Genomic DNA, 23,470 nt, shown 5'->3' on the forward strand with positions numbered 1-23,470 from the left:
CTTTCCTATCCTATTATCTATTCACTTCATCTATAAAATTCGAATTATAAAATTGATGTAATTCTCTTTTACTAGGAAGACCCTCTATATCACCATTAGTAGAACAAACCATAGCTCCAATAGCACAGCCTCGTTTTACTGACTCACTGATGGGCAAATTATCCAGAAACCCTGAAAGGACCCCCGCAGCAAATCCATCCCCAGCACCCACAGGATCTATTACCGCTTTTACTGGGTAACTATCAATATATCCTTTACTATCAAAAGTAGAGTAATAGGCTCCTTTATCTCCCAGCTTAACTATCACTGTCTCAACCCCTAGCTCATGGAAGGATTGAACTGCCTGTGTATACTCTCTAGTCCCAAATAAAAACTCACATTCACTTATCCCTGGTAAAATAACATCTGATTTCCCTGCTATTTCAAGTATTACTTTTCTTGCTTCCTCCTCCTTCCAAAGTTTTCTACGTATATTTGGGTCAAATACAATTTTTAATCCGTTATCTTTTGCCATGTCAATCGACTCAAAAACTGTTTTTCTGCAAGATGGACTAAGTGCCGGCGTAATTCCGGATAGATATAAAAATTTCGCATTTGCTATATAGTCCTTATCTAAATCATTTGGCGATAGCTTACTTGCTGCTGAGTCTTTGCGATAGTAGTAAATATTTACAGAATCTTGATTAAGGATTTCTTTAAATAGAATTCCTGTAGGTGCTCCATCGTCCATAACTACTTTACTAACATCTACTCCCTCCCCTCGAACAGTATTCAAAATTTGCTCACCAAATTCATCTCGGCCAAGTCTGCTAATCCATCCAGCCTGATGTCCAAGTTTTGCTAGACCAATCAACGTATTGGTTTCAGCACCAGCAATCCTCGAAGTATACTGATTTGCATAACGAATCTTGCCGAGTGTATTGGGGGTAAATAAAACCATTGTCTCACCGATACTAATAACATCCATCTCATCACCTTGTTTCTTATAAAATACATCCCATACTTTCCGATATTTTCTTTGCTGTCCAAAGAACTCTTTCTACTACTTCTTCTTTTTGTTTAAGCATTCTTTCCCTTGGTCCTGCTACACTAATTGCTGCCTCCAGCTTACGCCCCGGCCCAAATACAGGTGCAGCAACACAATACAATCCTTCTTCTCCTTCTTCATCATCAATGGTATATCCAATCATCGAATACTGATAAAGTTCTTTTTCTAATTCAGCCCTGTCTGTCACTGTTTTCTCTGTAATAGGAACAAGTTCAATTTGATCTAAGATTCTCTTTCTTTCCCCTTCTGACATATTAGCTAAGAAGGTTTTCCCTAACCCTGTACTATACAATGGTTTACGATAGCCAGTTTGGGCAGTTGTGCGAATAGAGCGATTGCTATTTATCTTTTGCACATAAACTAATTCATTTTCAGCAATCGTGGCCATAAATACGGTTTCTTGTACTTTTTCCATTAACTTTTGCAAATAAGGCTTTGCTTGGATAGATATATCCATATTTTCCATAGCCAATGTACCAATATGAACTAACTTTGCCCCCAATTTAAATCTCTTTAATACATCTATACTTAGATAATTCTGTTCTAATAGTGTTGCCACTAGATTAGATGTACTACTTTGTGGGAATGAAAGCTTCTCACTAATTTCTTTAATTGATAATCCATCTGGATAGTGGGCAAGTAATTCAAAAATCTGAAGAACCCTTTCGGCTGATTTAACCGACATCCAATCCTCTCCTTTTTACAAATCACATATGTGATACAAAATCATATATGTGATTAATTCCGGTACATAATAGCACCCCTCATTTGGAGTGTCAATATATTTTTGAAATCGTTAACAAAAATATTTCATTAAAAATAATAAGTTATGAACTCAGGGTTTTTGTATAAAATACGAAGGGAAAAAGACCTAGGATTACTGGATTATACAGATAGTAAAGATTATTACCTAGAGGTGAATTTATTAAATAAATGACGAAAGCGGAGGTAAAACAAGGGGATTATGGATGCAGAATGTAAGTAGAGGCTAGGTTAGTTAAAAATAGTAGAATAAAAAGTTCCGACAAAAAAATAGGAAAAGAAACCAAAAATGATTCCTTTTCCTTTGTCCTCTTGGGAAAGACAGTTGTCTTTTTATGGTGCCTGGCACCCTATCTCCACCCGCACCCCAAAATGATCAGACACAACCGGGGTCATTCTCCCATCAAAAATAGTTTCATAGGAATGTACGGATAAATTAGAAGAAACAAATATATAATCGATTCGAAGCAGATCACTGTTGTTTTCCCAGCCATCTATTTTCTTCACAACAGTATGGCTACCATTTTTAACGGTGGCATCTAGATAGGCATCCTTTATATCCGGATGCTGGGAAACAACGCTATAACCTTCCTTCTCAATATGGGCAGGGTTATTAAAATCGCCCATCAACAATACATTCCCATCTTTATGAGATTCCGATTCCCATGCTTCTACGAGCTTATTCCATTCATACAGGAAAGGATAGCTTTCTGTCTCATCCTGCCACCAAGATAGATGTAATCCATACACCAGATAGCTTTTTTCATTTGCTTGAAAACGAACTTCCAGTGCTTTTCTTGTATGATAGTCTGCATAATCATCTTTGCGTGAGAGCAATATTCCTCTTGTATTCGTGATTGGAAAAAGTGTTAGAACGGCGATTCCTTCATCATATTGGTCGTAACCAATATGACTAGGAACCCAGCTCCAATAATACTCGAGCCCATTCTTCTTTAGCTCTTGCTGGAGAAGAAATGCAAAGTTATCTTTTTTAATCACTGTTTCAGGACTTGGGGCAATGAAAAATGCATCAACCTCTGCTTCCTCTGCATCCATAGATTGATTTACCTCCTGCAAGGAAATAACATCATATTGATCAGCGAGCAATTGCTCCTTGATCGCTTCGAGTTTTTCCAACGGGCTTTCTTCTATCCAGCTATGGGTATTTAACGTTAATAATTTCATTCAGCTTGCTCCAAATAGTCATTAATATCCGATTTCAGTATATCTGCTTTTGGACCATAGATAGCCTGAACTCCACCATCCTTCTTAATTAGCCCCATTGCTCCCGCCGATTTCCAAGACGATTCATCGCCAACTTTATCTATCTCTTTTACAGATACACGTAATCTCGTCATACATGCGTCCACATCCGTAATATTCGCTTTTCCACCTAATAAATCTACAATTTCTAAAACTTGGCTGTTAGTAGGTCCTTCTTGAGCCGCTTCTGTTAACGAAGAATCGGCATCACTTTCATAATTCCCATTACGACCTGGTGTCGCAATATTAAATTTCTTAATCATGAAATTAGTAATGAAATACGTCACCACGAAAAAGACAATACACACAATGACAAAGTTTAGAACGTCTCCTCCCAAGCCAGCTTTAAAAGCAATCGGCAAGCGTGTTACTAGCTCTAAGTTCCCAAAGGAATGTAGGCGTAAATTTACAATATCCGCAGATGCAAATGCTAATCCTTGTAAAATAGCATAAACAACATAAAGTACTGGTGCAGCAAACATAAACATAAATTCTAAAGGCTCTGTAACACCTGTTAAGAACACAGCAATAGCTGCGGAAAAAATCATTGATTTATATTTTTTCTTTTTATCCATATCCACATTTCGGTAAATCGCAACAGCAACTCCCATTAAAATCGCAGTAGCTCCAATCATTTGCCCTACTTTAAAACGTGCTGGGGTAACGGTGGAAAGCAGTTGATTATATGCCCCTGTATCACCCGCATTTTGTAGGTTTACTAAATCACTTGCCCATGCTAACCAAAGTGGATCTTGTCCAAATACTTCTTTCCCAGCCATAACACCAGACATAATCGTATATGTTCCACCCAATGATGTATAGTTAATTGGAATCGTTAACATATGATGTAGACCGAATGGAATAAGAAGACGTTCTGCCGTACCATAGATAAAAGGCGCCAGTATTGGAGCGCTTTCACTTGAGGTAGCAATCCATAAACCAAATTGGTTAATTCCTGTTTGAATAGTTGGCCAAATCACTGCCAACAATAAGGAAACGATAACAGACCATAGAATAACAACAAATGGTACAAATCGTTTTCCATTAAAGAATGCAAGTGCATCAGGCAGCTTTCGGAAATTATAATATTTATTATAGACAATCGCGCCTATAAACCCGGATATAATCCCTACGAAAACACCCATGTTAAGTGCAGGCGCTTCCAATACACTTGTAAAATAGCCATCTACTAAAATCTTCGTTCCAAATAAAGTATGTGTATAAGCTCCTTCTTGGGAAAGCATATCATTTGTTACCCCAAAGATAGAGCCTGTAATTCTATTAATTAATAAGAATGCAATCCCAGCTGCAAAGGCCCCACCTGCTTTTTCCTTAGCCCATGAACCCCCAATTGCTAATGCGAATAAAATATGTAAGTTACCAATAATTCCCCAACCTATGTTCTCTACAACGCTTCCAATTGTGATAAAAACAGAAGCATCAATCATCGCAATTAGCTTTCCTAAACTAATCATAATACCAGCTGCCGGCATAACAGCTACCACTACCATCAGTGCTTTTCCGAATTTTTGCCAAAATTCAAATGAAAACATTTTTTTCATTATTTTTCCCTCCTTATTTCCAATTAAAACGTTTGCACTAAAACTTATCTTTGATTATAGTAATATATCTATCATTTTACAAGAAAAATATTCATAATTTTAGTATTTCTTGTAAAAATAACGCAAACGTTTGCATCATTTTCATTAGTCCCCATTTTCATTCACGAAATTGGAATATGATTTACGCTCCATCTCCATCCGTCTCATATGGACAAAGTTCACTATTTGTCTTTTTATGGTGCCAGGCACCGCCTATTTGAATACGATATAAAAACAGCAATAAGAAATGGCGAGCGTGGTATTGTGAAGAATCGCGTTGAAATTGCTTCTGTATGGGTGCAAGTAATCGGAACAATTCTTGCTGCTATAGGAAACAGTGTTTGGGAAATACTTAGTGAAGACGAAGTAAAAAACTTAGATTTAGTGGGAAATGTTTTACAAGCTTTCGGGAATGCCGTACAGGCAGATCAACAAGAAACGGTAACCTTTGAAAAGATAGGCACACAGATTCAAGCAATCGGGAACACCGTTGTGGCTAGTTCGTATATTTTATTTGAAGATGAATTAGAAAGTAAATAATCATTAAAGGGAATTGGCTCCAGGCATTCGGTGCGCTAGTCGAAGCAGTTGATGAGGTGCTCGATAACTCAGGACCGGAACAAACATTAAATATCTTAGGTAATACCACACAGGCAGTCGGCAACTCCTTCCAAGCAATCGGCGGGAAGCATATCCTCTTTAACAATAAAGATAAGGGACTATTTCTAGTAATAAGTGGAAGCTGGATACAAGCAGTGGGAACGATACTAAATGCAATTGGCCAAACCGATGAGGAATTGGCAGAAAATAACCATGTTAACCAAAATAAGAGTGTAGAAGATGCCTCTTCCTTTTATGAGCAAGAAAATCTCAAGCGAGCATGGGGAGCAGGGAATAAATATTATTAGCAAAGTTCGAAGTTCAAGGTTAATAAACAAAAAAAGGAAAAGAAATCAATAAAATGATTCCTTCCCCTTTGTCCTTCTGAGAAAGACAGAATGTGCAATTTGTCTTTTTATGGTGCCTGGCACCATTATAGACACCATTTAGGACCCATTATAACTTAAATCGATTAACAAGCACTTGCAAGTTTTCCGCCATCTTAGATAGAGAAGCTGAGGAAGCTGTAATTTCCTCCATAGATGCCATCTGTTCTTCCGCAGCAGATGCAACATTTTGTGTATTGTTTGCAGAGCTTAGAGAAATACGAGCCATTTCCTCCATCGAAGCATTAACTTGTTCAATACTTGCGGACATTTCCTCTGTTACAGCAGAAACCTCTTGAATTTGGGTAGTAACTTCTTCAATTGATCGAAGAATTTTTTGAAAACCTTCGCTTGTTTCATGTATGACATCCATTCCTAACGATGTCTCAACAGATCCTTTGTTCATTAGGTCTACAGCTTGTGTGGTATCTACTTGTATATGACTTATTAAACTAGCTATCTGATCTGCTGAATCCTTGGATTGCTCAGCAAGTTTTCTTACTTCTTCAGCAACTACAGCAAAGCCTTTTCCATGTTCTCCCGCTCGTGCTGCTTCAATCGCTGCGTTAAGTGCTAATAGATTGGTTTGATCAGCAATTCTCGTTATCACTTCTGTAATTGTACCGATTTTATTAGATTGTTCTCCTAATTTTTTAATAACAGTAGCCGAGTCACTTACAGATGAATGGATAACATTCATTTGTTTTATTGCCTTTTGAATGGATTCATTCCCAATATTGGCTTCATTATTAGTTTCCGCGGCTAATTCCGAAACAGAGGATGTCGTTACAGCTACTTGTTGCATTCCAATAGCCATCTCTTTCATTGCTTGTGAACCTTCCATTGCTCCTTGCTCCTGTATTTCTGCACTACTAGCCACTTCTTGAATAGAAGAAGCAATGTGACTTGTTGCACGAGACGTCTGTTCTGCACTTGCTGTTAACTCCTCTGAAGATGCAGCTACTTGATCTGATGTAGAACCAATTTGGCCTATCATCTTACGTAGGCTACCAATCATTCGATTAAAGGAATGAGCTAACTCTCCAATTTCATCTTGAGATCTCACGGAGAGCTCCTTCGTAAGATCTCCTTCCCCATCAGAAATATCCTTTAACTGTTTATTAATTATCTGAATCGGACGTACAATTGTCCTTGTAAAAAATATACTATAGATAATAGCAATTATTCCAGATATCACCATCACTACTATGAGCATAGTTAGTAATGATTGAACCGTATCATTAATTACCTTAATTTTCGGACCTACCATCCACATACCAATTACATTGCCATTGTTATCCTTAATTGGTTTATACATCGTCAAATATTTCTGTCCAGCAATGTCCGCTTCTCCTACATAGGTATCCTCTGTTTTAAGTACAACTTCTGATATCGAGCTATCTGCTTTTTGACCAATCCTTCTTTCTCCATCCACGATTACGTTGGTAGCAACGGTTGTATCGCCTTGAAAAATATTTGCTATTCCACCAGTTACTTCCCCTATTTTATCCAGAAGCTCACTATTATCATTAATCTTTACATCTCCTTTATAAAGTTCACCATCTTTAATAGTCCAATCTCCTTTATATGTTGCATCTAGCCATTTATAGCCGAGGCCAGAAACTACACTTACTCTATCAGAAAATACATCATGCATAGCTCTATTTACTTGAAAATACGTTACACAACCAATAATAATGGATAAAAATAAAATAATGACTATTATCATAAGATTAATCTTCATTCTAATATTGAAGTTTTTAATTTTCATTCTTTTATACTTTCCTTTCTTAATATAATATACAAAATTGATACACTAAACTTTTGCTTACTTAATAGAATATTGTTCTATTAATCCAACTAATTAATTTCTATTTATCACCTTCATAACTTCAGGGTCATCGTTTTATATTCCCTATTTTAATAACTTTCCTAAAACTAAAACGAACATAGGTATTTCTATCTAACTATCGGACGAAAAAATACGATGTTCCAGATTTTCTTACACTGAAAATTTTACCAATATAACATTTGAAAGAGCAGGACAAAAAACGAAATTAGTACCATAAAGGAGTTAAGGCACTTGGTAAGAAAAAACATATCGAATGCCCTGCAACAATTTCAAGGCTATTAAACAAAAAAAGGAAAAGAAATCAATAAAATGATTCCTTTTCCTTTGTCCCTCTGAGAAAGACAGAACGTACAATTTGTCTTTTTATGGTGCCTGGCACCCCTTATTGGCACCAGTAAAAATAATAATATTATAGACATTTTCTCAAACTAAGGTAAATAACACTTTTAGGGTGAGATAAAATGTTGACAATAGAATTCCAAGAAAGTCTTCAAGAAAATATTAGCAATATAAAGAATACTTTTAATCATACATCAGACCTTATTGTAAGAAAAATCAAACCGAAAAGCGACGGTTCTTTCGAAATCAACATCGTATATTTGGATGGAATTATTAATACAGACCATCTGCAAGAATATGTTGTCAAACCAATATTAGAACATGTTAAAACGGCGACAAAGGAATTTCTTATTGACGAAATGATTGATAGAATTATTGAATCGGCTGATGTGAAAACCACTAATAAATACAAGGACTTAATAGATGCTATTATTCAAGGAAATACCATACTATTAATTAATGGATACCAGAAAGGAATTATTATATCATCAACTAATTGGAAGGAAAGAAGCATTGAAGAATCACTAGGAGAACGGTCACCCAAGGGACCAGTTATTGGGCTAACGGAACAAATGAAAACAAATATCAATTTGTTAAGAAGCATAATAAAAACCCCCGATTTCTGTGTAGAAGAAATGGAATTTGGGTCAATCTCCAAAACAGCAGTTTCTATCTTATTTATTGAAGGCATTGTTGATAAAGGAATTTTAATGGAAGTGCGAAAAAGGTTAAAAAGCCTTAAAATAAAGTATTTACTAAATTCAAAAGTTGTAGAATATGTGTTAGAAGGAAAACCTAGAACATTTTTCAATTTAGCAAGAACTACAGGACGTATTGACGGAGTAGCGTCTTCATTATATGAAGGAAGAGTTGCAATAATAGTAGATGGTTTTCCCTATACTATTATCGCCCCCACCCTTTTTATGGATTTATTTCAGGCACCGGATGAATATCATGAAAAATCTGGCCGTTTCACAAATCGAATGATAAGAATGATCTGTTTTATTCTAGCGGTATACTTACCTGCTATTTATATTACGATAGCTAATTTTCATAAAAAAGAGTTACCCAACAAAATTTCAGAGGCATTAATATCTAAAGATGAGTTATTATCAACCTTTTGGGAAATGGTTATTCTATTATTTCTCCTAAAAATATTATTAGATGCTTCATTTCGCATTCCAAAAAGTGCAGTGATTTTACTTTCCTTAATCGGAACAATTGTAATAGGCGAAACAGCTGTTACAGCTAAACTAATTCATCCAGTTAGTCTCATAATAGTAGGAATAACAGCCATTTCTAGTTATCTACTCGCAAATAGAGGAATGTTTGCTGCTGAAAATACTTTGAGACCGATTTTTTTAATCATAGCTAATTTTTTTGGATTTAACGGAATAATTATTGCTTTAACTATTCAAATCATTTATATGGTAAGCCTTAAATCTATAGGAGTTCCCTATCTTTCTCCTTTGATTCCATTTAGAATACAGGAATTAAAAGATACCATTTTCAGAGGAGATTTACAGACAATTATAAATAGCAAACACTCATATACTGAGGACAATGATTAATTTTATTGACATGGTCACCCTTTGCGATATGCACAAAATCTATTTCTACAGGAGTCAACATATTTAATGTTGGCTTTTTTTGTTGCTAACTTAAAGGATTGAAACGAAAAAAGGAAAAGAAACCAAAAAGATGATTCCTTTTCCCTTGTCCTTCTGAGAAAGACAGATTTGGCATTATGTCTTTTTATGGTGCCTGGCACCATTACCTCTACTCCTCCAAATCCAAAGAAGTATCCTTCTTAAAAACTTTCAACAAAATCAAATAAACAATCCCGATTGCCAACCAAATAAATCCTAATTTCTTAGACAATGGGTCTAGGTTAATCCATACGTAGCCAATAACGGCAAATCCGATTAGTGGTAACACGAGATGTCTAACATAATCTTTACTTTTTTGTTTTTTAATAAAGTAAATGACAACCGATGCATGTAAGAATAAGAATGCTGATAACGCGCCAAAGTTAACAACGGAAGCTAAGGAGTTAATTTTGGATGAAAAGAATGCTGTTACGATTAAAGAGATTACTGCTACTACTAATGTACTTGCATATGGTGTTTTGAATTTCGGGTGAATTTTTGATAGAAACTTTGGTAGCTTACGGTCACGAGCCATACTGTAAAGAATTCGTGAAATGGCTGCTTGTGCAACAAGTGCGTCAGCAATTCCCCAAGCTAGAGCTGTAGCCAAGATGGTTGTCCATTTCAACCAAGTACCACCAGCTATTTCCGCAATTTGATAGAAGGCAACATCTGCATTTTCAAATGTCGTATAATCTGGCCAGATTAGTGCTGCTACCCATGTTTGAATAATAAATAATAAGCCAACTACAAGTAAGGAGAAGATAATTGCTCGACCAACTGCTTTGCTTCCACCTTTGGACTCCTCCGCTAACGTGGAAATCGCGTCAAAGCCTAAGAAGCTTAATACCGCAATCGACACAGCTCCCATGACCACGCTCATGCTGAAGTTATCCGCATCATACAATGGTTTAAATGTGAATTCAGCTCCATTCACCCCTTGTACAATGGCAACAATACCTGTTACCACAAATACAGCTAAAACAATAAGCTCCAATACAACAATAATTTTGTTCGCTTTTGCTGTAAATTCAATACCTACTACGTTAACTACCGTGTTAATTCCGATGAAAATAACAAGCCATACTAAAAGCGGAATTTCTGGAACTATATCATGTAATGCCGCTGCACTAACTAAATATAAAAGCGCTGGTACAAAAATATAATCGAGTAAGATTAACCAGCCTGCAATAAAACCAACAGACTCATTGATCCCACGTTGTGCATAAGAATAAACAGAGCCTGCGATTGGAAATGCCTCAGACATTCTTGCATAGCTTAATGCTGTAAAAATCATCCCAACCATCCCTATTAAGTACGCTAAGGCAACCATCCCATTGGAGCCTTGAGCAACCGATCCATAAATACCAAATGGTGCAATTGGTACCATGAAAACTAAACCGTATATCAGTAGATCCCAAAAAGTTAAGGAGCGTTTAAGCTCTTGCTTATAGCCAGTCGAAGACACTTGGGCATTGTTTGAAGTTGATTTCTCTGGAACTGCCATCGTTTAATTCGCTCCTTCTTGGAAAAGTTCGATGTTGTATGCTTCCAAAATAGCTCTTGGAACGAAGAAGCGTGCTGTTTTCAATGGATCGACAATCTGACTAATTTGCGAATCTCCAGCTGCACTCATTAACATAGTGAATTCTTCGAGCGATAGGTCAGTATGTGGTCTTAATAGATGAATCATTTCTTTTACAGCCAGATTTGCGGCGTCATCCAATGATTTCATGGAAACTAAAGAAGCTACGCCCTCTTCATTTTCAAGAACAGGGAAGTTCAAGCTATGTCCTTTAATCACCTCAAGCATTACCGTCACCTTTGCAGGAATTTCAATACCAGATACACCAATTTCCCCATCTCCCATTGCAGCGTGTAAATCGCCTAATGCAAATAAGGCTCCCTCTTGGAAAACTGGAAAGTAAAGTATCGCGCCAGTTGTGATTAGTTTTGTGTCCATGTTTCCACCGTGCGCTCCTGGTGTTCCGTTATTGACTGCTTCCTTTTCCGGAGCAACACCAATTACACCAATCATTGGATTTAATGGCAATGCTAGTTTGTCATTAAAAATCGCTTTGTTATCTTGAATTGGAATGATCTTCGCCGTGAAGTTTTTGATTTCATCCCCCATCACGCCAAGGCCAGGACCAACTACCATAACCCCTCTTTCTCCAAGCTCAATGTTATCAATCTTCACTTTCAGAATATCTCCTGGCTGCGCTCCTTCCACGAAGATTGGTCCAGTTGCCGGATTAATTTGATCCCAGTCAATTGCCTGAAATGTTGTGTCATTGGAAGTAATCTGATTTTGGAAACAATCATATGTATCAATGACCACTTGTGATCCTGACTGCAGTGTCATTGCCGGCTTGTTTGCTTTATCCATTGCATAAATATACGATTCTTTTGATAAATGGTTCGCCATGCTTATCCCCTCCTAGAAATGTTACTACCTATTCTAGCTTGTTTACCCGGAGAATGTTTGCAAAATTTTGAAGTCTTTTTGCACAAAACTGGCTTATTTTCAGATTATTTATATTTTTCCAAAATAAATAATACAAAACAGCAAATCAATGCTGCGATTGGAGCAACTAACCAAATTTCTTCCATCCATATAGTCAATCCAATACTCACTAATGTCATAACTACCATAATCAGGGTAAAATTCTTTGCCCGAAATGTTCGTCCGATCATAAAAGGACAACCTGCCGCTCCAAAAAAACCTAGGAAAAAAGGAAGCCATGCAGACATACTCTCCGACAAGAAGATCGCTAATAGACCTAACACACTACAAGCAATAACCCCTATTAAGTATCCATGCCTTAGTAATCTGTACGCATAATGATTAGTCCTGTCCCTACTCTTTATCTTTAAAAAGACACTAATTAGTGAAAATAGGGATGTCCCGATTCCAATTGCTAATGCTCCTAATACGATAAAGATGATGATATGGATGATGACTTGATTCATTTGCTCCACTGCTTGATTTTGGACAAAAAGAAAGAAGCTAAAGGAAAAAATCGAAAGCATAAATGCGAACCAAATAAAAGTAGAAAGACGTAATACGGTGACTCGGTGATTGGACTTCACGGCACTTGCTGTTTGCCAAAAAGATAGGTTCGTGCAGGCTTGTCCAAATACAACCAGAACAAACGTCATACTCGAGAAAATCACATCAGCAATGTTGCCACTAAACATCTCTCCCTGATATTTAGTGTATATAGTCTGAACACCTTCCCCTAAATATAAAAATAATGTAACAATAACTACTACAAGAAAAATAGCATAAAAGATGGTTGAGCCTATCTTCCTAACACCATAGCTTCCACCTAAGCCAAAAAATACGAAGCAAAAGCTGATAAAAATGGCAATTCCTCCAACAGATAATACATCCAATAAAAAATAAGCAAGAATCGTAAATTGCACAAATAGACTTGCCATGCTGGAAAAAGCAAAGAACCACAGATGGGAATTCCCTTTCGCGTCTGTAACCTGCTTCACTTTTTCTTTGGTCATGATGTTGTTCAATAATAGGTACAAACCATATGTACAGATGATCAGGATGGGAAATGTCGTTAACTGAAAAGCTTGCATGGACAATACAGGGACAGCAACGGTCACGCCTGAGATAAATTGTAGCGAGATTCCATACGTCCCTGCACTTAACCCAAGTTCACGACTTGTTACCATGTATTCATGGATACTGCGATGTGCACCAATTTTTTCAATAAAAAGGATAAGGACAAAAAAACCGATAAATAAGAGAATATACCAATCAATCATGGAGCTTCTCCTTTAATTGACTAGGGGTGATTCCTTCCACTTTCTTAAAGGAATTACTAAAGTGATGCTGGCTGGAAAATCCAACTCTTTGGGCTACTTCAAATAAGGACCATTGTGGGTTTTCCTGCATCAATTGTTTTGCTTTTTTTATGCGAAATCTTGTTATATACTCTGTAAACTTTTCCCCAGTTTCTTCCGCGAATTTTTTACTAAGGTATGTTGGAGAAACATACACTTGACTCGCTACATCTGCAAGCTGTAGTTTTTCTTGATAATGTTCGCGGATAATCTGAAGCACGCTATTAACGAGCGTCGACTTGGTGTCAATCCATGCATGTTTATCCATAAAGTCATCAAGCATATCATAGAATTCCTTCTCAATTACTGGTTTCACTAAGTAATCCATCACATGTAGCTTAATTGCTTGTTTAGCATATTGAAAGTCCTGATGTGCGGTAATAAGAACTACTTCTATTTGATTATTATTAGATTGCAAAAATTCACAAAACTTCAAACCTGATTCCCCTGGTAATTGAATATCCACTAATGCAAGGGAGAAGTTTGTCTCTCTTAGCAGGAGCTTTGCTTCACTCGCATCTTCTGCCGTATAGATATTCCAATCTGGAAATTTCTTTGCTACTAGAAAGGAGAGTTGTTCCAGTTCCAATGGTTCATCATCTACTATTAATATATTCATCTTTCACCCTCCGGCGTATATGGCCAAATGACTGTTGCCTCTGTTGCGTTATCTTTACGTTTTAATGAAACATCTGTGTACATTTCAAATAACAATTCCAACCGTTTTTTAATATTTTCCAACCCTGTTCCATGCCCACTTTTTTGCTCAATCGCTCTATCCCCATTATCAGAAACTGTTAATCTCACCCAATCGCCATGTCGCTTTAAAGCAATCATCAAATGTTTTTCGCCACGTTTTTTCTCCAAGCCATGCTTAAAGGCATTCTCAACAAGCGTTTGTAACGTATAAGACGGCAGCTGTGTTTGATAGGCTCGTTCATCTAGCTCATACGCGATCGTAAGCTTTTTTCCAAAACGTAGCTGCTGAATCGATAAGTAATTGTTTGTATGGAATAATTCCCTTTCAAATAAGACAAGCGCTGTCTGATCTGCATGCTGATACTTTAAAAATAAAGAAAATTGCTCCATAGCTGTTATGAGATCATCATTTCGCTTCAAACGAGCAAGGGACATCATCGCATTTAAACTATTAAACAAAAAATGCGGACGAATCTTTTGACTGAGCTGTTCATACTCCATTTGCTGCAGCTGCTTTTCTAATTGAATTTGTTTATTCTCCATATGTAAATAATCAAACTCCTGATTAAGTAGTTTCATAATACTCAGCAAGACCAAAGCAATAATCGGAATTAATAGACCTACTATCAAAATACCAAAAAAAATAACCACAGCAAACAATCCTTTTTCCGTTAAGCATAACGTTTTTTGTTGAAATGAACAATTTTTTAATATGTCGGTTCTACTGCTTCCCCAAAGGATACAACCGATACTCCCACTTATGCTACATTCCTCTAGCATATAATAATTACTTTCTTCATTCCTAACAATTCTGGAACACCGCTGTCTAGGTATAACTCCTAGATCATTATCATTTCATTCTTTCATTCGTTAACTTGTCATAACGAACTTCTAAGCGATTACCATTAATCTCAATAGCTTGGCCAGCCTCTTTATTCTCTGCCATTTTTATAATAGATTCCATCTCTTCCGTACTTATGGAAGGGAACGAGGTGTTTTCTTTTGTTTCTTCTTTTCCTTGTTGTTTAACATCGACCTCGGGATTATTGGTTGAAGGGAATTCAAATAGACATCCTTCACTCCATCAAAAGTAGTGAAATGAACCTCGTTTTGGTTATCCATTGCGCGCTATTCCATCCTATGGCTCTTTCGTCCTCTATGTCTCCCCTGTCATAAAAGTTAACCATAATTCTTATTGATTGGCCATCAGCCGCTTGCCAACAAGACCGAACTTTGTTTTATAGAATTCGTAATAATACGTCGGCTCACCAAGCGTAAAATTCCGATGTTCAATAACTGTTTTCTGTTATTACTTTAACCAGATAAATCTTTAGATGTGATAGTCGGCTCTTTTTCATCATAGTAACTGGGGTATTTATAGAGTTCCCTTATAAAAGAATCTAGTTCTGAAGCCATTAAAAAGTTCTCCAGCGTATCTCCCTTCAGGACAAACTTACTACTATTTCGACAAAAAACAGACATTTTCATTTTAAGTAAGTATTAAAGATAGCTACCTAAGTACTACTTAGAATTTTTAAATCGTCAATTTAACAACGTCTACCTAAGAAGAATTAACCAATAATATTTGTTTTTCTACAATGCCAGTATACAGAAACTGTAGTATGATAAGAATACAATGATTTTGCAAGAATCGTCCCCAAAAAAATTCTCTCTAGGAGGTGCTGATTAGTGACTTTACAAACTTTAATAAACAAATACTATAAGCTATTAAACGAAAATGACTTGCATGTTTTAAGTTATGTTAGTCAAAATCTAGAGTTATGTACAGACAAAACTGTTTCAGACATTGCCAAACTATGTAACGTCTCACCTTCTACTGTCATTCGGACAACGAAGAAGCTTAACTTTTATGGATATAGTGAATTTCGTTATTTTCTGAAGGAGGAAGCGGATCGGATAAGAGAGACAAAGGTACCAAATAATCAATATTTTCATAGCTCCACTTTGCTGCAAGATGTAACACAAACGATTAAGTTATTTGATGAGGATAAGAGTTTGGACAATATCTATAAGCTATTTTTGGATTCAAATAATATTTTTGCTTATGGAACTGGCTATGGTCAGGATTTAATGCTTAAAGAATTTTATCGGTGTCTATTAAATAACAATATCTATTTGAACATCATTCCAAGCAAAACAGAACTAGAATTACTTTCTAATGTCATAACTTCTAATGATTTATTATTAGTTGCCTCACTATCTGGTAACATAGATTCTATTGATTCGATTATTAAGAATATCTCTGTTAAGAATGTGCCAATTGTATCCATTACTTCTTTTTCAAGAAATGAATTATCTTACTTAGCAAAGTATAATCTATATTATCAAGTTTCCAATCTGAATAAAGTGAATAATTTGAATAATTCTTCTTTTTGCACCTTAAATCTAGTTTTAAGTTTATTGTACGAAGGATTTAATAACTATATTGGCATCCAAGATAATAGTCGCTTGAAAAATATCAGTAATTGAAGAACTGCCTATAGTTGTTTATTTGTTAATGGGGCCACTCATTCTATCAACATTCCTAAAAAGGCAAGAGAAGAAAGCTTTCATCATTTTTCTCCACTTGCCTTTTTCCCTTAACTATATAGTCTTACTCTTGGTATGTTTCCCATTTCGTTTGCGATTTGCTTATTTCAGATACAATAAACAACATAACTTCAATTCCCTTTTTAATATCCTCATAATCTGTCCATTCATCTGGATGATGAGAAATCCCCTCTTTGCTAGGTACATATATTAAATTAGTAGGAACGTATTCAGCCATAATCATAGCATCATGCCCTGTGCCATTATTAATTATCGTAAAACTATGCCCTAACTCTTTGCAAGCAGTCTCCATCATTTTTAAATTGTCCTTAGCCATTATGGAGGGAGGTGTTGGATTAGGATAACCTATGCGAGTCATTTCTTTCAATTCTATATCCACATTCGTCTCTGCTTGAATAATTTTTATTTCTTTCATAAACTTCTCATATAAATTTACTTTGTTAATAATATCCTCATCAAAAATTCTAATCTCAACTGAGGCTTCCACGTATTCAGGAACAAACTGGTGGGAGTTAGGCACGATGTTCAATTCTCCAACTGTGCCAGTAATCCCACTGCCTAAATCTTTTATTATTTTATTAACATTTATAACAAATTGAGAGGCTGCAACTAATGCATCTTTTCTGCTTGTCATTGGTGCAGTCGAGTCTTCTAATTCGCCTTTAAACTTTACTTTATATCTTCCTATTCCAGGAAGATATTCTACTAACCCTATATCTATATTAGTTTTATCAAGCAGAGGTCCTTGTTCAATATGAAGTTCAATAAAAGCCTTAATAGAATCTTTTGTTCTTTTAGCATCTTCAAAATCGGGAATAAGTCCATATTCTTCCATTGCTTTTCTTTTTGTTAAACCTTCATCATTTTTGGCAATATCTAGCTCTTCCTCTTTAAATCTTCCAACCAATGCCCGAGAATTGGAAACACCTGTACCTGGACCGAAAGTTTGTCCTTCTTCTGCATTCATCGCTATTATTTCAATAGGATAATAATGTTCCACCTTATTTTCATGAAATACCCTAAGAATCTCTAAAGCAGCCACCACTCCTGCGACACCATCAAAGGCTCCGCCATTTTTGACAGAATCATAGTGGGAACCAATCATAATAACAGGAGCATCTGGATCTTTGCCTTCTTTACGTCCAAATAAGGTGGAGAACCCATCCTCCCATACTTCTAAACCGATTTTTTCCATCTCGCTTATTAAATAGTCCTTGGCTATCTTATCTTCCTTAGAATAGGATGACCTGGTAACTCCATTGCCAGGTGTTGCAGTAAAGCTTGCTAATGTTTCAATATCCTTTGTTATTCTGTTTAGATTAACTTTCATTCTATCGTCCCTTTCAAGCATTCTTATTAGATAGCTATCTGAAATAATAGTATCACCGGAAAAACAGGAGGAACAATAGATACCGCAGACTAAGATTTTTCAATCTGATTTAGAATAAATGTTCATTTCACAAAAAAAGCTGAAGAAAAATCTTCTGCATATTTCAGAGCAATATGGGAAAAATAGCTATTTGGCTTTAATCTCATATGAATTATTATTCACGTTATGATTTTTTGTTCAAATTCGGATTGATTTATATAAATATTCAGATAATATTGTCTGCTATATAACTAAGTGATACCATTCTTTTTAGATAGCTATCCACAGGAATGAAAATGTTTGACATTAGCAAGTAAACTTACAAAAAATAGTAGGGGGTGTGGCAAGCAAACAAAAAAGCTGTAACGTAAGAAAATTATTAGAGCAAGGATCTTATTTTCCTTACTTTGAACCTCCTAGTATGAAAAAAGTTCAATCGCATATTTTAATTAGTGATAATAATCAGTACTAACTTTAAGGTAGATAATATTTATCTATGACTATTAATTTCGTTTTTTATTATCTAAATATTCAGTTTTATAAGAGGGATTTCTTTCATAAAACATTAGATACAATCGTCAAAGCCAAATATCTAAATGAACAGAGGTGGGAGATTTGAGAACTAGTATTCAAAAGCTTGGAAAAACCCTAATGGGGCCATTATCCATCATTGTAGCTTCAGGTTTGCTCTTAGGAATTGTATCTATCTTGCAAAATCCAGATCTAGTTGGCGAGACGATATCAAATGCTACTGTGATTCAAAATTTCATCGGTGGCGTTAGAGCCATTGTTTCCATGATGTTTGGTTTGCTTCCTATTTTATTTGCCATTTCTGTCGCGACTGGCATGGCGAAAGAAGATAGGGAAATAGCCGGTTTTTCAGTAGTAATAGGGTTCGTCATATTTCATGTAGTAATTAGTTATTTATTGTCATTAAACAATATCACTAGTGAAACTACTTCTGTTGAATACTTGATGAATCTTGGCAATACTCAAGTCCAGGCATTTGAAATATCCTCTGCTTACGAGCAAATGCTAGGCATTTTCACGTATCGAATGGGCATTTTTGCTGGTATCTTAGTAGGTTTATGGACTGCTTTTATTCATAATAGATACCATACGAAACAGCTGCCTACAGCACTCAGCTTCTTTAGTGGCAATCGTTTTGTGCCAATCGTCATTATTGTCACAATTCCATTTATATCTATTATTTCTTACTTTATTTGGCCATATTTTAACACTTTTATTAATGGCTTAGGTGGTTTAATCAGCAAATCTGGGATTATCGGAACTTTTATGTATGGTTTTTCCGAAAGAATACTTATTCCTACAGGGTTGCATCATGTTCTAAATCAGTTAATTCGTTTTACACCGATTGGCGGAACCGCAGTCGTTGACGGGGAAACAGTATCTGGGGCCTTATCGATCTTTAACGCAGTACTATCATCGCCAAATCCTGATATTGACATATTACGAGAATCTACTCGTTTCTTAACACAAGGTTACCATCCATTCATGCTATTTGGATTGCCTGCTGCATGTTATGCCATGTACAAAACCGCTTATTTTGAAAATCGCCCAAAAATTAAAGGGATGCTAATCGCCGCTGCAGCTACATCATTCACTACTGGTATAACAGAGCCAATCGAATTTGCATTTATCTTTATCTCTCCAGTCCTATGGCTATTCCATGCATTTATGGCAGGATTATCCTTCATGTTAATGACACTGTTGGATGTTGCCGTCGGAAATGCCGGAGGAGGAATGATTGATTTAACCATTTTCGGAATACTACAAGGTGGGTATACAAGATGGTATTTAGTAGTACTTGTTGGTCTTGCTTACGCTGTAATCTACTATTTTGTTTTTAAATATGTCATCGAGAAAATGAATGTCAAAACACCTGGCAGAACCATCGATTCCGATTCAAGTGAAGAGCCAAAAGATGTCTCTTTCCATTCTGATTCTTTAGGTGCCAATATCCTTCATGCTTTAGGGGGAAAAGAAAATATCCTAGAAGTGGATAACTGCATCTCGAGATTAAGACTCGTATTAAATGATACATCTATTGTAAATGATTCCTTACTAAAGGAAACAGGATCACTAGGATCTGTAAAACTAGATAAGCATAATTTCCAAGTGGTATATGGTCCAAAAGTAGAGCATGCAGCTCGCTCCTTAAAAAAGGAAATGAAAAATTCTACTGATTCATTCCATACTTCGAACGAAGATAATTTGAACATATAAAAACATAAATAAATATTATAGTATAACCTAAAGGAGGCTTAGTTCCATAAAGGCAGTAAATGTCTTTAATGGGAAAAAACATATGAAAGTATTATTTGTAAAAGATTATGCCGAAATGTCAGAAAAGGGATATGAACTAATAAAAGAGATAATAGAGACAAAGGAGGAGCCAGTCATATCCATGACTACAGGCGGGACACCAAGAGGGATATTTAAATTATTGGTAGAAGATATCCATAATGGATTAGACATTAGTCATACAACCATCATGAATTTGGACGAATACATAGGCCCAAGAGATGCGGCCTATACGGTTAGAACCTTTATGTATCAAAACTTATATGATCTGATCAACGTACAGCCTCACAATATATTTTTAATAGATGGGGCAACGGAAGATATAGAAAATGAAATTAATAGATATAAAGAAATTCTCCAGTTATATGCTCGGGACATCCAAATATTAGGATTAGGCACAAATGGCCATATAGGTGCTAATGAACCTGGTACTCCCTTTGATTCAACAATGTTCCTGGCAGAACATACTGAAGCTACCATCCAAAGTACAATGAAAGAATATAATATAGAAAGAAATGATACACCAACACAAATGCTAACCTTAGGATTTACAGAAATATTAGAAGCAAAAAAAGTAGTGTTGCTTGTATCAGGGAAACATAAAGCAAAGGCAGTAAGGGATTTTTTAGAAGGAGATATTACACCAGCTTGTCCCGCTTCCGTGCTTAGGAATTGTGAAAATACCATAGTGATTATTGATGAAGAAGCTGCCTCTTTATTGGATAAGGCTAAATACTTATAATGTAATCACCCCTTAACAAATGGATGTCCTTTTTCATAGTGCATCTGAATGCTAATCGAGTAGGAGGAAGTGGCTCTGCCGCTTCCTCTACATGTATTTCTCAGATTTTTGTCTTTTTTTGGTCCAATAATATCCTTTTCTTCTACCTCATTCTTGAATCTATTCTGTTCTTCCCGCAGTTGTTTGTATCTACTTGATAAACCAAGAGATTTCCCATTCTATTATTTCACCCAAATCCTGTTCTAAGATATACTGTAGGTTACTCTGATCCGCTGTCATCCCTTCTCTATCAAGAATGCTTTCTAACTTTTCCCCCTGCACTTTTCTAGCAAAAAAGTCATACATATAGTTAAAAGGGTCTTTTTCTTCTAGGGACAGTACCATTGGCCCTAGAAGTTTACAATATGCTAACTATTCTCGCTTGACTAGGTTAAGGTAATATAACAGATGTCTTCTAACATTCCTTCATTGCCCTCTATTCTTTTGTCATATAACCGTATTCCAAAGAAATGGCCTGCTAAACGGTATTGGGTGTTATAGTAATGGCATAACGATTATTAATCAGTGCCATTAGCGTTGAAATTGGTACTTCCTTTGAACATAATTGTCCAACCACCAAGGGATAACGCCTCATTTTTCTTTTGATTGGACAGAGATAGATTCACAATAGTAGTAAATTGAAAAAACAGGGAAATAAACAATCGGTTTTCCTGCCAAAATGAATTAAAAAAAGAAGACAACAACATAACTGCTGTACTTCTTCTTTAACAAAATATTAATACAATCACACAAACTCTCCCGTGAAACAATATTATTCGAGGCATCTCTGTGTACCATACATCTCGATTCGCTATTTAAATTTATCAATTCATACAATCTAACTCTCTATCAATCTCCGACAAATTATAGGACCTCACTATAGCCAATATCCCCATTTAATGATTCAAAATCCCGCTCCTAGGACTAAGACCAAATGCTTCCGCTAATTCCATTATCTGTTCTTCTGTCATACACTGTTTCTGCTTATCTGCAGTAATCGTATATACTTGAGCATTCTTCTCCACGGTTTCGATTAGACCTAGTGCTTGATCTACACTTTGTCCGGAGGCTAGTATGCCGTGATGGGGCCAAATGACAATTCGATATTCTTGCATTTTATTGGCTGTTTCTGAGCCTATTTTTCCATTTCCGCAAACCATCCATGGAAGCATGCCAATTCCTTCTGGAAAAACAAGTATACATTCAGAATTTAGGGACCACATTGTTTTAGTAAAGCTGTCTTCTTTTAGTTCATGGATAAACGTCATTCCAATGGTATAGGTAGGATGACAGTGTAAAATAATTCGATGCTTTGAATCCACCTTTAGCCGTTCTACATGTGATAATAAGTGGGTTGGCAGCTCGCTGGTCGGTTTTTTATTGCCTTCAAATCCCCAAATAATTTTATATTCCTCTCCATTATTAATTATTTGGATAATTCCTAAGTAGGAGTTTGGGTGTTTTTCAATATTCTTAAACCGTCCTCCTGCGGATGTCACAAGAAAATACTTTCCATCAAGGTCCTTAACTGGGGTAGCAAGAGAAAAGATGTATGGTTCTCCTTGGGATGGTTGCTGGCTCAAATATAGATTTACTTCTTCTTGTGTTAGAAGAAAGCTAATATTGCCCGCATGATTCTCTCCCCATCCAGCTTGGAAGATTCCTGTACATGCATCTACTATTTCATTTAAAAAAGGTAATTCCATCATTATTTCTCCTCCTTCTGTCTATCATTTACTAAATAGGAATACATTTCTTTGAAAATAAGGGAAATAGTTGTTGCACCAGCATCTTGTTTTCCGATGGAGCGATCTTTCACAAATTTAGCACGTCCAAATTTCGCTGGGTATTCCTTGGATTTTTCCACGCCCTCTTCTGCTGCTTTAACTGCTAGACTTAAGGCATCCTTTAAGGATAGATTGGTTGAAGATTCTAATGTAATAACTGCAGGTTCAAGTGCTTCAATAAGCGTCTTATCACCAATATCTGCTTTACCGAATTTCTTTACTTGTTGAAGACCAGCTCGCATCATTGTTGCTAATGATTCGCTAGACAATTCCTCATATGGATTAACGGAGCCAGCTCCTAAGAATAATTGGGAGAAAATAACACCCGATGCACCACCCATGGATTGAAGCGTGATTTTTCCAATCGAACCAAATAGTTCATTAATCGTAGAATAGCTAGTGGAGGAATCTAGTAACTGATGGACTGCTTTAAATCCTCTCTCTATTCCATTGCCATGGTCTCCGTCGCCAATAGCCCCATCTACTTCATTTAGGAAATTTTTATATTCTGTTAATCTCAAGCTCACATAACGCATCATTTCTATTGTTTCGTTTATGCTTAAGTTCTCCATCT

At 36.1% G+C, this 23,470-nt stretch carries 20 protein-coding genes; 6 read left to right on the forward strand and 14 right to left on the reverse strand.

Translation table 11 applies throughout. From position 1 onward, the window contains the following. Window positions 1-13: 13 nt before the first annotated feature. The 4 genes from NYE52_RS19725 to NYE52_RS19740 form a co-directional block, all read right to left on the reverse strand. Window positions 14-967, reverse strand: coding sequence for a sugar kinase (locus NYE52_RS19725; protein WP_341194628.1), 954 nt, complete (start codon window positions 965-967; stop codon window positions 14-16). A 16-nt stretch (window positions 968-983) separates the two neighbouring features. Further along, window positions 984-1,733, reverse strand: coding sequence for an IclR family transcriptional regulator (locus tag NYE52_RS19730; protein WP_341194629.1), 750 nt, complete (start codon window positions 1,731-1,733; stop codon window positions 984-986). A 410-nt stretch (window positions 1,734-2,143) separates the two neighbouring features. Continuing rightward, entirely contained in the window at window positions 2,144-2,995 is an 852-nt protein-coding gene (locus NYE52_RS19735; RefSeq protein WP_341194630.1) for an endonuclease/exonuclease/phosphatase family protein, read from the reverse strand. Then, window positions 2,992-4,635, reverse strand: a complete 1,644-nt coding sequence (locus NYE52_RS19740; RefSeq protein WP_341194631.1) for a PTS transporter subunit IIBC — start codon at window positions 4,633-4,635, stop codon at window positions 2,992-2,994. Before NYE52_RS19740 ends, NYE52_RS19735 begins: the two co-directional genes overlap by 4 nt. 303 nt (window positions 4,636-4,938) lie before the next feature. Between NYE52_RS19740 and NYE52_RS19745 the strand changes: the two genes are divergently transcribed. Together NYE52_RS19745 and NYE52_RS19750 are read left to right on the forward strand one after the other, a co-directional pair. Beyond that, window positions 4,939-5,214: a DUF6944 family repetitive protein gene (locus NYE52_RS19745; RefSeq protein ID WP_341194632.1), complete on the forward strand. Its 276-nt coding sequence runs from the start codon at window positions 4,939-4,941 to the stop codon at window positions 5,212-5,214. A gap of 2 nt (window positions 5,215-5,216) precedes the next feature. Then, the gene (locus tag NYE52_RS19750) at window positions 5,217-5,582 is read left to right on the forward strand and encodes a DUF6944 family repetitive protein (protein ID WP_445669155.1); all 366 of its coding nucleotides are present in this window, start codon (window positions 5,217-5,219) and stop codon (window positions 5,580-5,582) included. Window positions 5,583-5,730: 148 nt separating this feature from the next. Here the strand turns inward: NYE52_RS19750 and NYE52_RS19755 are convergent, their stop codons facing one another. Further along, window positions 5,731-7,431, reverse strand: a complete 1,701-nt coding sequence (locus tag NYE52_RS19755) for a methyl-accepting chemotaxis protein (RefSeq protein WP_341194634.1) — start codon at window positions 7,429-7,431, stop codon at window positions 5,731-5,733. Between the two features lie 542 nt (window positions 7,432-7,973). Between NYE52_RS19755 and NYE52_RS19760 the strand changes: the two genes are divergently transcribed. After that, complete coding sequence (locus tag NYE52_RS19760) at window positions 7,974-9,422, forward strand: spore germination protein (protein ID WP_341194635.1); 1,449 nt, start codon at window positions 7,974-7,976, stop codon at window positions 9,420-9,422. A 208-nt stretch (window positions 9,423-9,630) separates the two neighbouring features. Here the strand turns inward: NYE52_RS19760 and NYE52_RS19765 are convergent, their stop codons facing one another. The 6 genes from NYE52_RS19765 to NYE52_RS19790 form a co-directional block, all read right to left on the reverse strand. Beyond that, complete coding sequence (locus tag NYE52_RS19765) at window positions 9,631-11,007, reverse strand: APC family permease (RefSeq protein ID WP_169189314.1); 1,377 nt, start codon at window positions 11,005-11,007, stop codon at window positions 9,631-9,633. A gap of 3 nt (window positions 11,008-11,010) precedes the next feature. Continuing rightward, window positions 11,011-11,928, reverse strand: coding sequence for an acetamidase/formamidase family protein (locus NYE52_RS19770; RefSeq protein WP_341194636.1), 918 nt, complete (start codon window positions 11,926-11,928; stop codon window positions 11,011-11,013). Window positions 11,929-12,032: 104 nt separating this feature from the next. Beyond that, window positions 12,033-13,286, reverse strand: coding sequence for a hypothetical protein (locus tag NYE52_RS19775; RefSeq protein WP_341194637.1), 1,254 nt, complete (start codon window positions 13,284-13,286; stop codon window positions 12,033-12,035). Then, window positions 13,279-13,983, reverse strand: a complete 705-nt coding sequence (locus NYE52_RS19780; protein ID WP_341194638.1) for a response regulator transcription factor — start codon at window positions 13,981-13,983, stop codon at window positions 13,279-13,281. Before NYE52_RS19780 ends, NYE52_RS19775 begins: the two co-directional genes overlap by 8 nt. Then, window positions 13,980-14,714, reverse strand: coding sequence for a sensor histidine kinase (locus NYE52_RS19785; protein ID WP_341194639.1), 735 nt, complete (start codon window positions 14,712-14,714; stop codon window positions 13,980-13,982). Before NYE52_RS19785 ends, NYE52_RS19780 begins: the two co-directional genes overlap by 4 nt. A gap of 324 nt (window positions 14,715-15,038) precedes the next feature. After that, window positions 15,039-15,185 carry a hypothetical protein gene (locus NYE52_RS19790; protein WP_341194640.1) on the reverse strand — a complete coding sequence of 49 codons (147 nt, stop codon included), beginning with the start codon at window positions 15,183-15,185 and terminating at the stop codon, window positions 15,039-15,041. A 567-nt stretch (window positions 15,186-15,752) separates the two neighbouring features. Here NYE52_RS19790 and NYE52_RS19795 point away from each other — a divergent pair. Beyond that, window positions 15,753-16,553, forward strand: a complete 801-nt coding sequence (locus NYE52_RS19795; protein ID WP_341194641.1) for a MurR/RpiR family transcriptional regulator — start codon at window positions 15,753-15,755, stop codon at window positions 16,551-16,553. A gap of 124 nt (window positions 16,554-16,677) precedes the next feature. On the opposite strand, the gene NYE52_RS19800 is transcribed toward NYE52_RS19795, so the two are convergent. Next, entirely contained in the window at window positions 16,678-17,964 is a 1,287-nt protein-coding gene (locus NYE52_RS19800; RefSeq protein WP_341194642.1) for a M20 family metallo-hydrolase, read from the reverse strand. 654 nt (window positions 17,965-18,618) lie between these two features. On the opposite strand from NYE52_RS19800, the gene NYE52_RS19805 reads away from it, so the two are divergent. Both NYE52_RS19805 and NYE52_RS19810 read left to right on the forward strand, forming a co-directional pair. Beyond that, window positions 18,619-20,250 (forward strand): PTS transporter subunit EIIC, encoded by a 1,632-nt coding sequence (locus tag NYE52_RS19805; protein ID WP_341194643.1) that lies wholly within the window; start codon window positions 18,619-18,621, stop codon window positions 20,248-20,250. 82 nt (window positions 20,251-20,332) lie between these two features. Next, window positions 20,333-21,070, forward strand: coding sequence for a glucosamine-6-phosphate deaminase (locus NYE52_RS19810; protein ID WP_341194644.1), 738 nt, complete (start codon window positions 20,333-20,335; stop codon window positions 21,068-21,070). Between the two features lie 935 nt (window positions 21,071-22,005). On the opposite strand, the gene rhaD is transcribed toward NYE52_RS19810, so the two are convergent. Together rhaD and dhaL are read right to left on the reverse strand one after the other, a co-directional pair. Next, window positions 22,006-22,818 carry a rhamnulose-1-phosphate aldolase gene (gene rhaD, locus NYE52_RS19815; RefSeq protein WP_341194645.1) on the reverse strand — a complete coding sequence of 271 codons (813 nt, stop codon included), beginning with the start codon at window positions 22,816-22,818 and terminating at the stop codon, window positions 22,006-22,008. Then, window positions 22,818-23,468, reverse strand: a complete 651-nt coding sequence (gene dhaL / locus NYE52_RS19820) for a dihydroxyacetone kinase subunit DhaL (RefSeq protein WP_341194646.1) — start codon at window positions 23,466-23,468, stop codon at window positions 22,818-22,820. The genes rhaD and dhaL overlap by 1 nt, the downstream gene beginning before the upstream one ends. Window positions 23,469-23,470 lie beyond the last annotated feature (2 nt).

The sequence above is a fragment of the Niallia sp. FSL W8-0635 genome (genome assembly GCF_038007965.1).
Classification (GTDB): domain Bacteria; phylum Bacillota; class Bacilli; order Bacillales; family Cytobacillaceae; genus Niallia.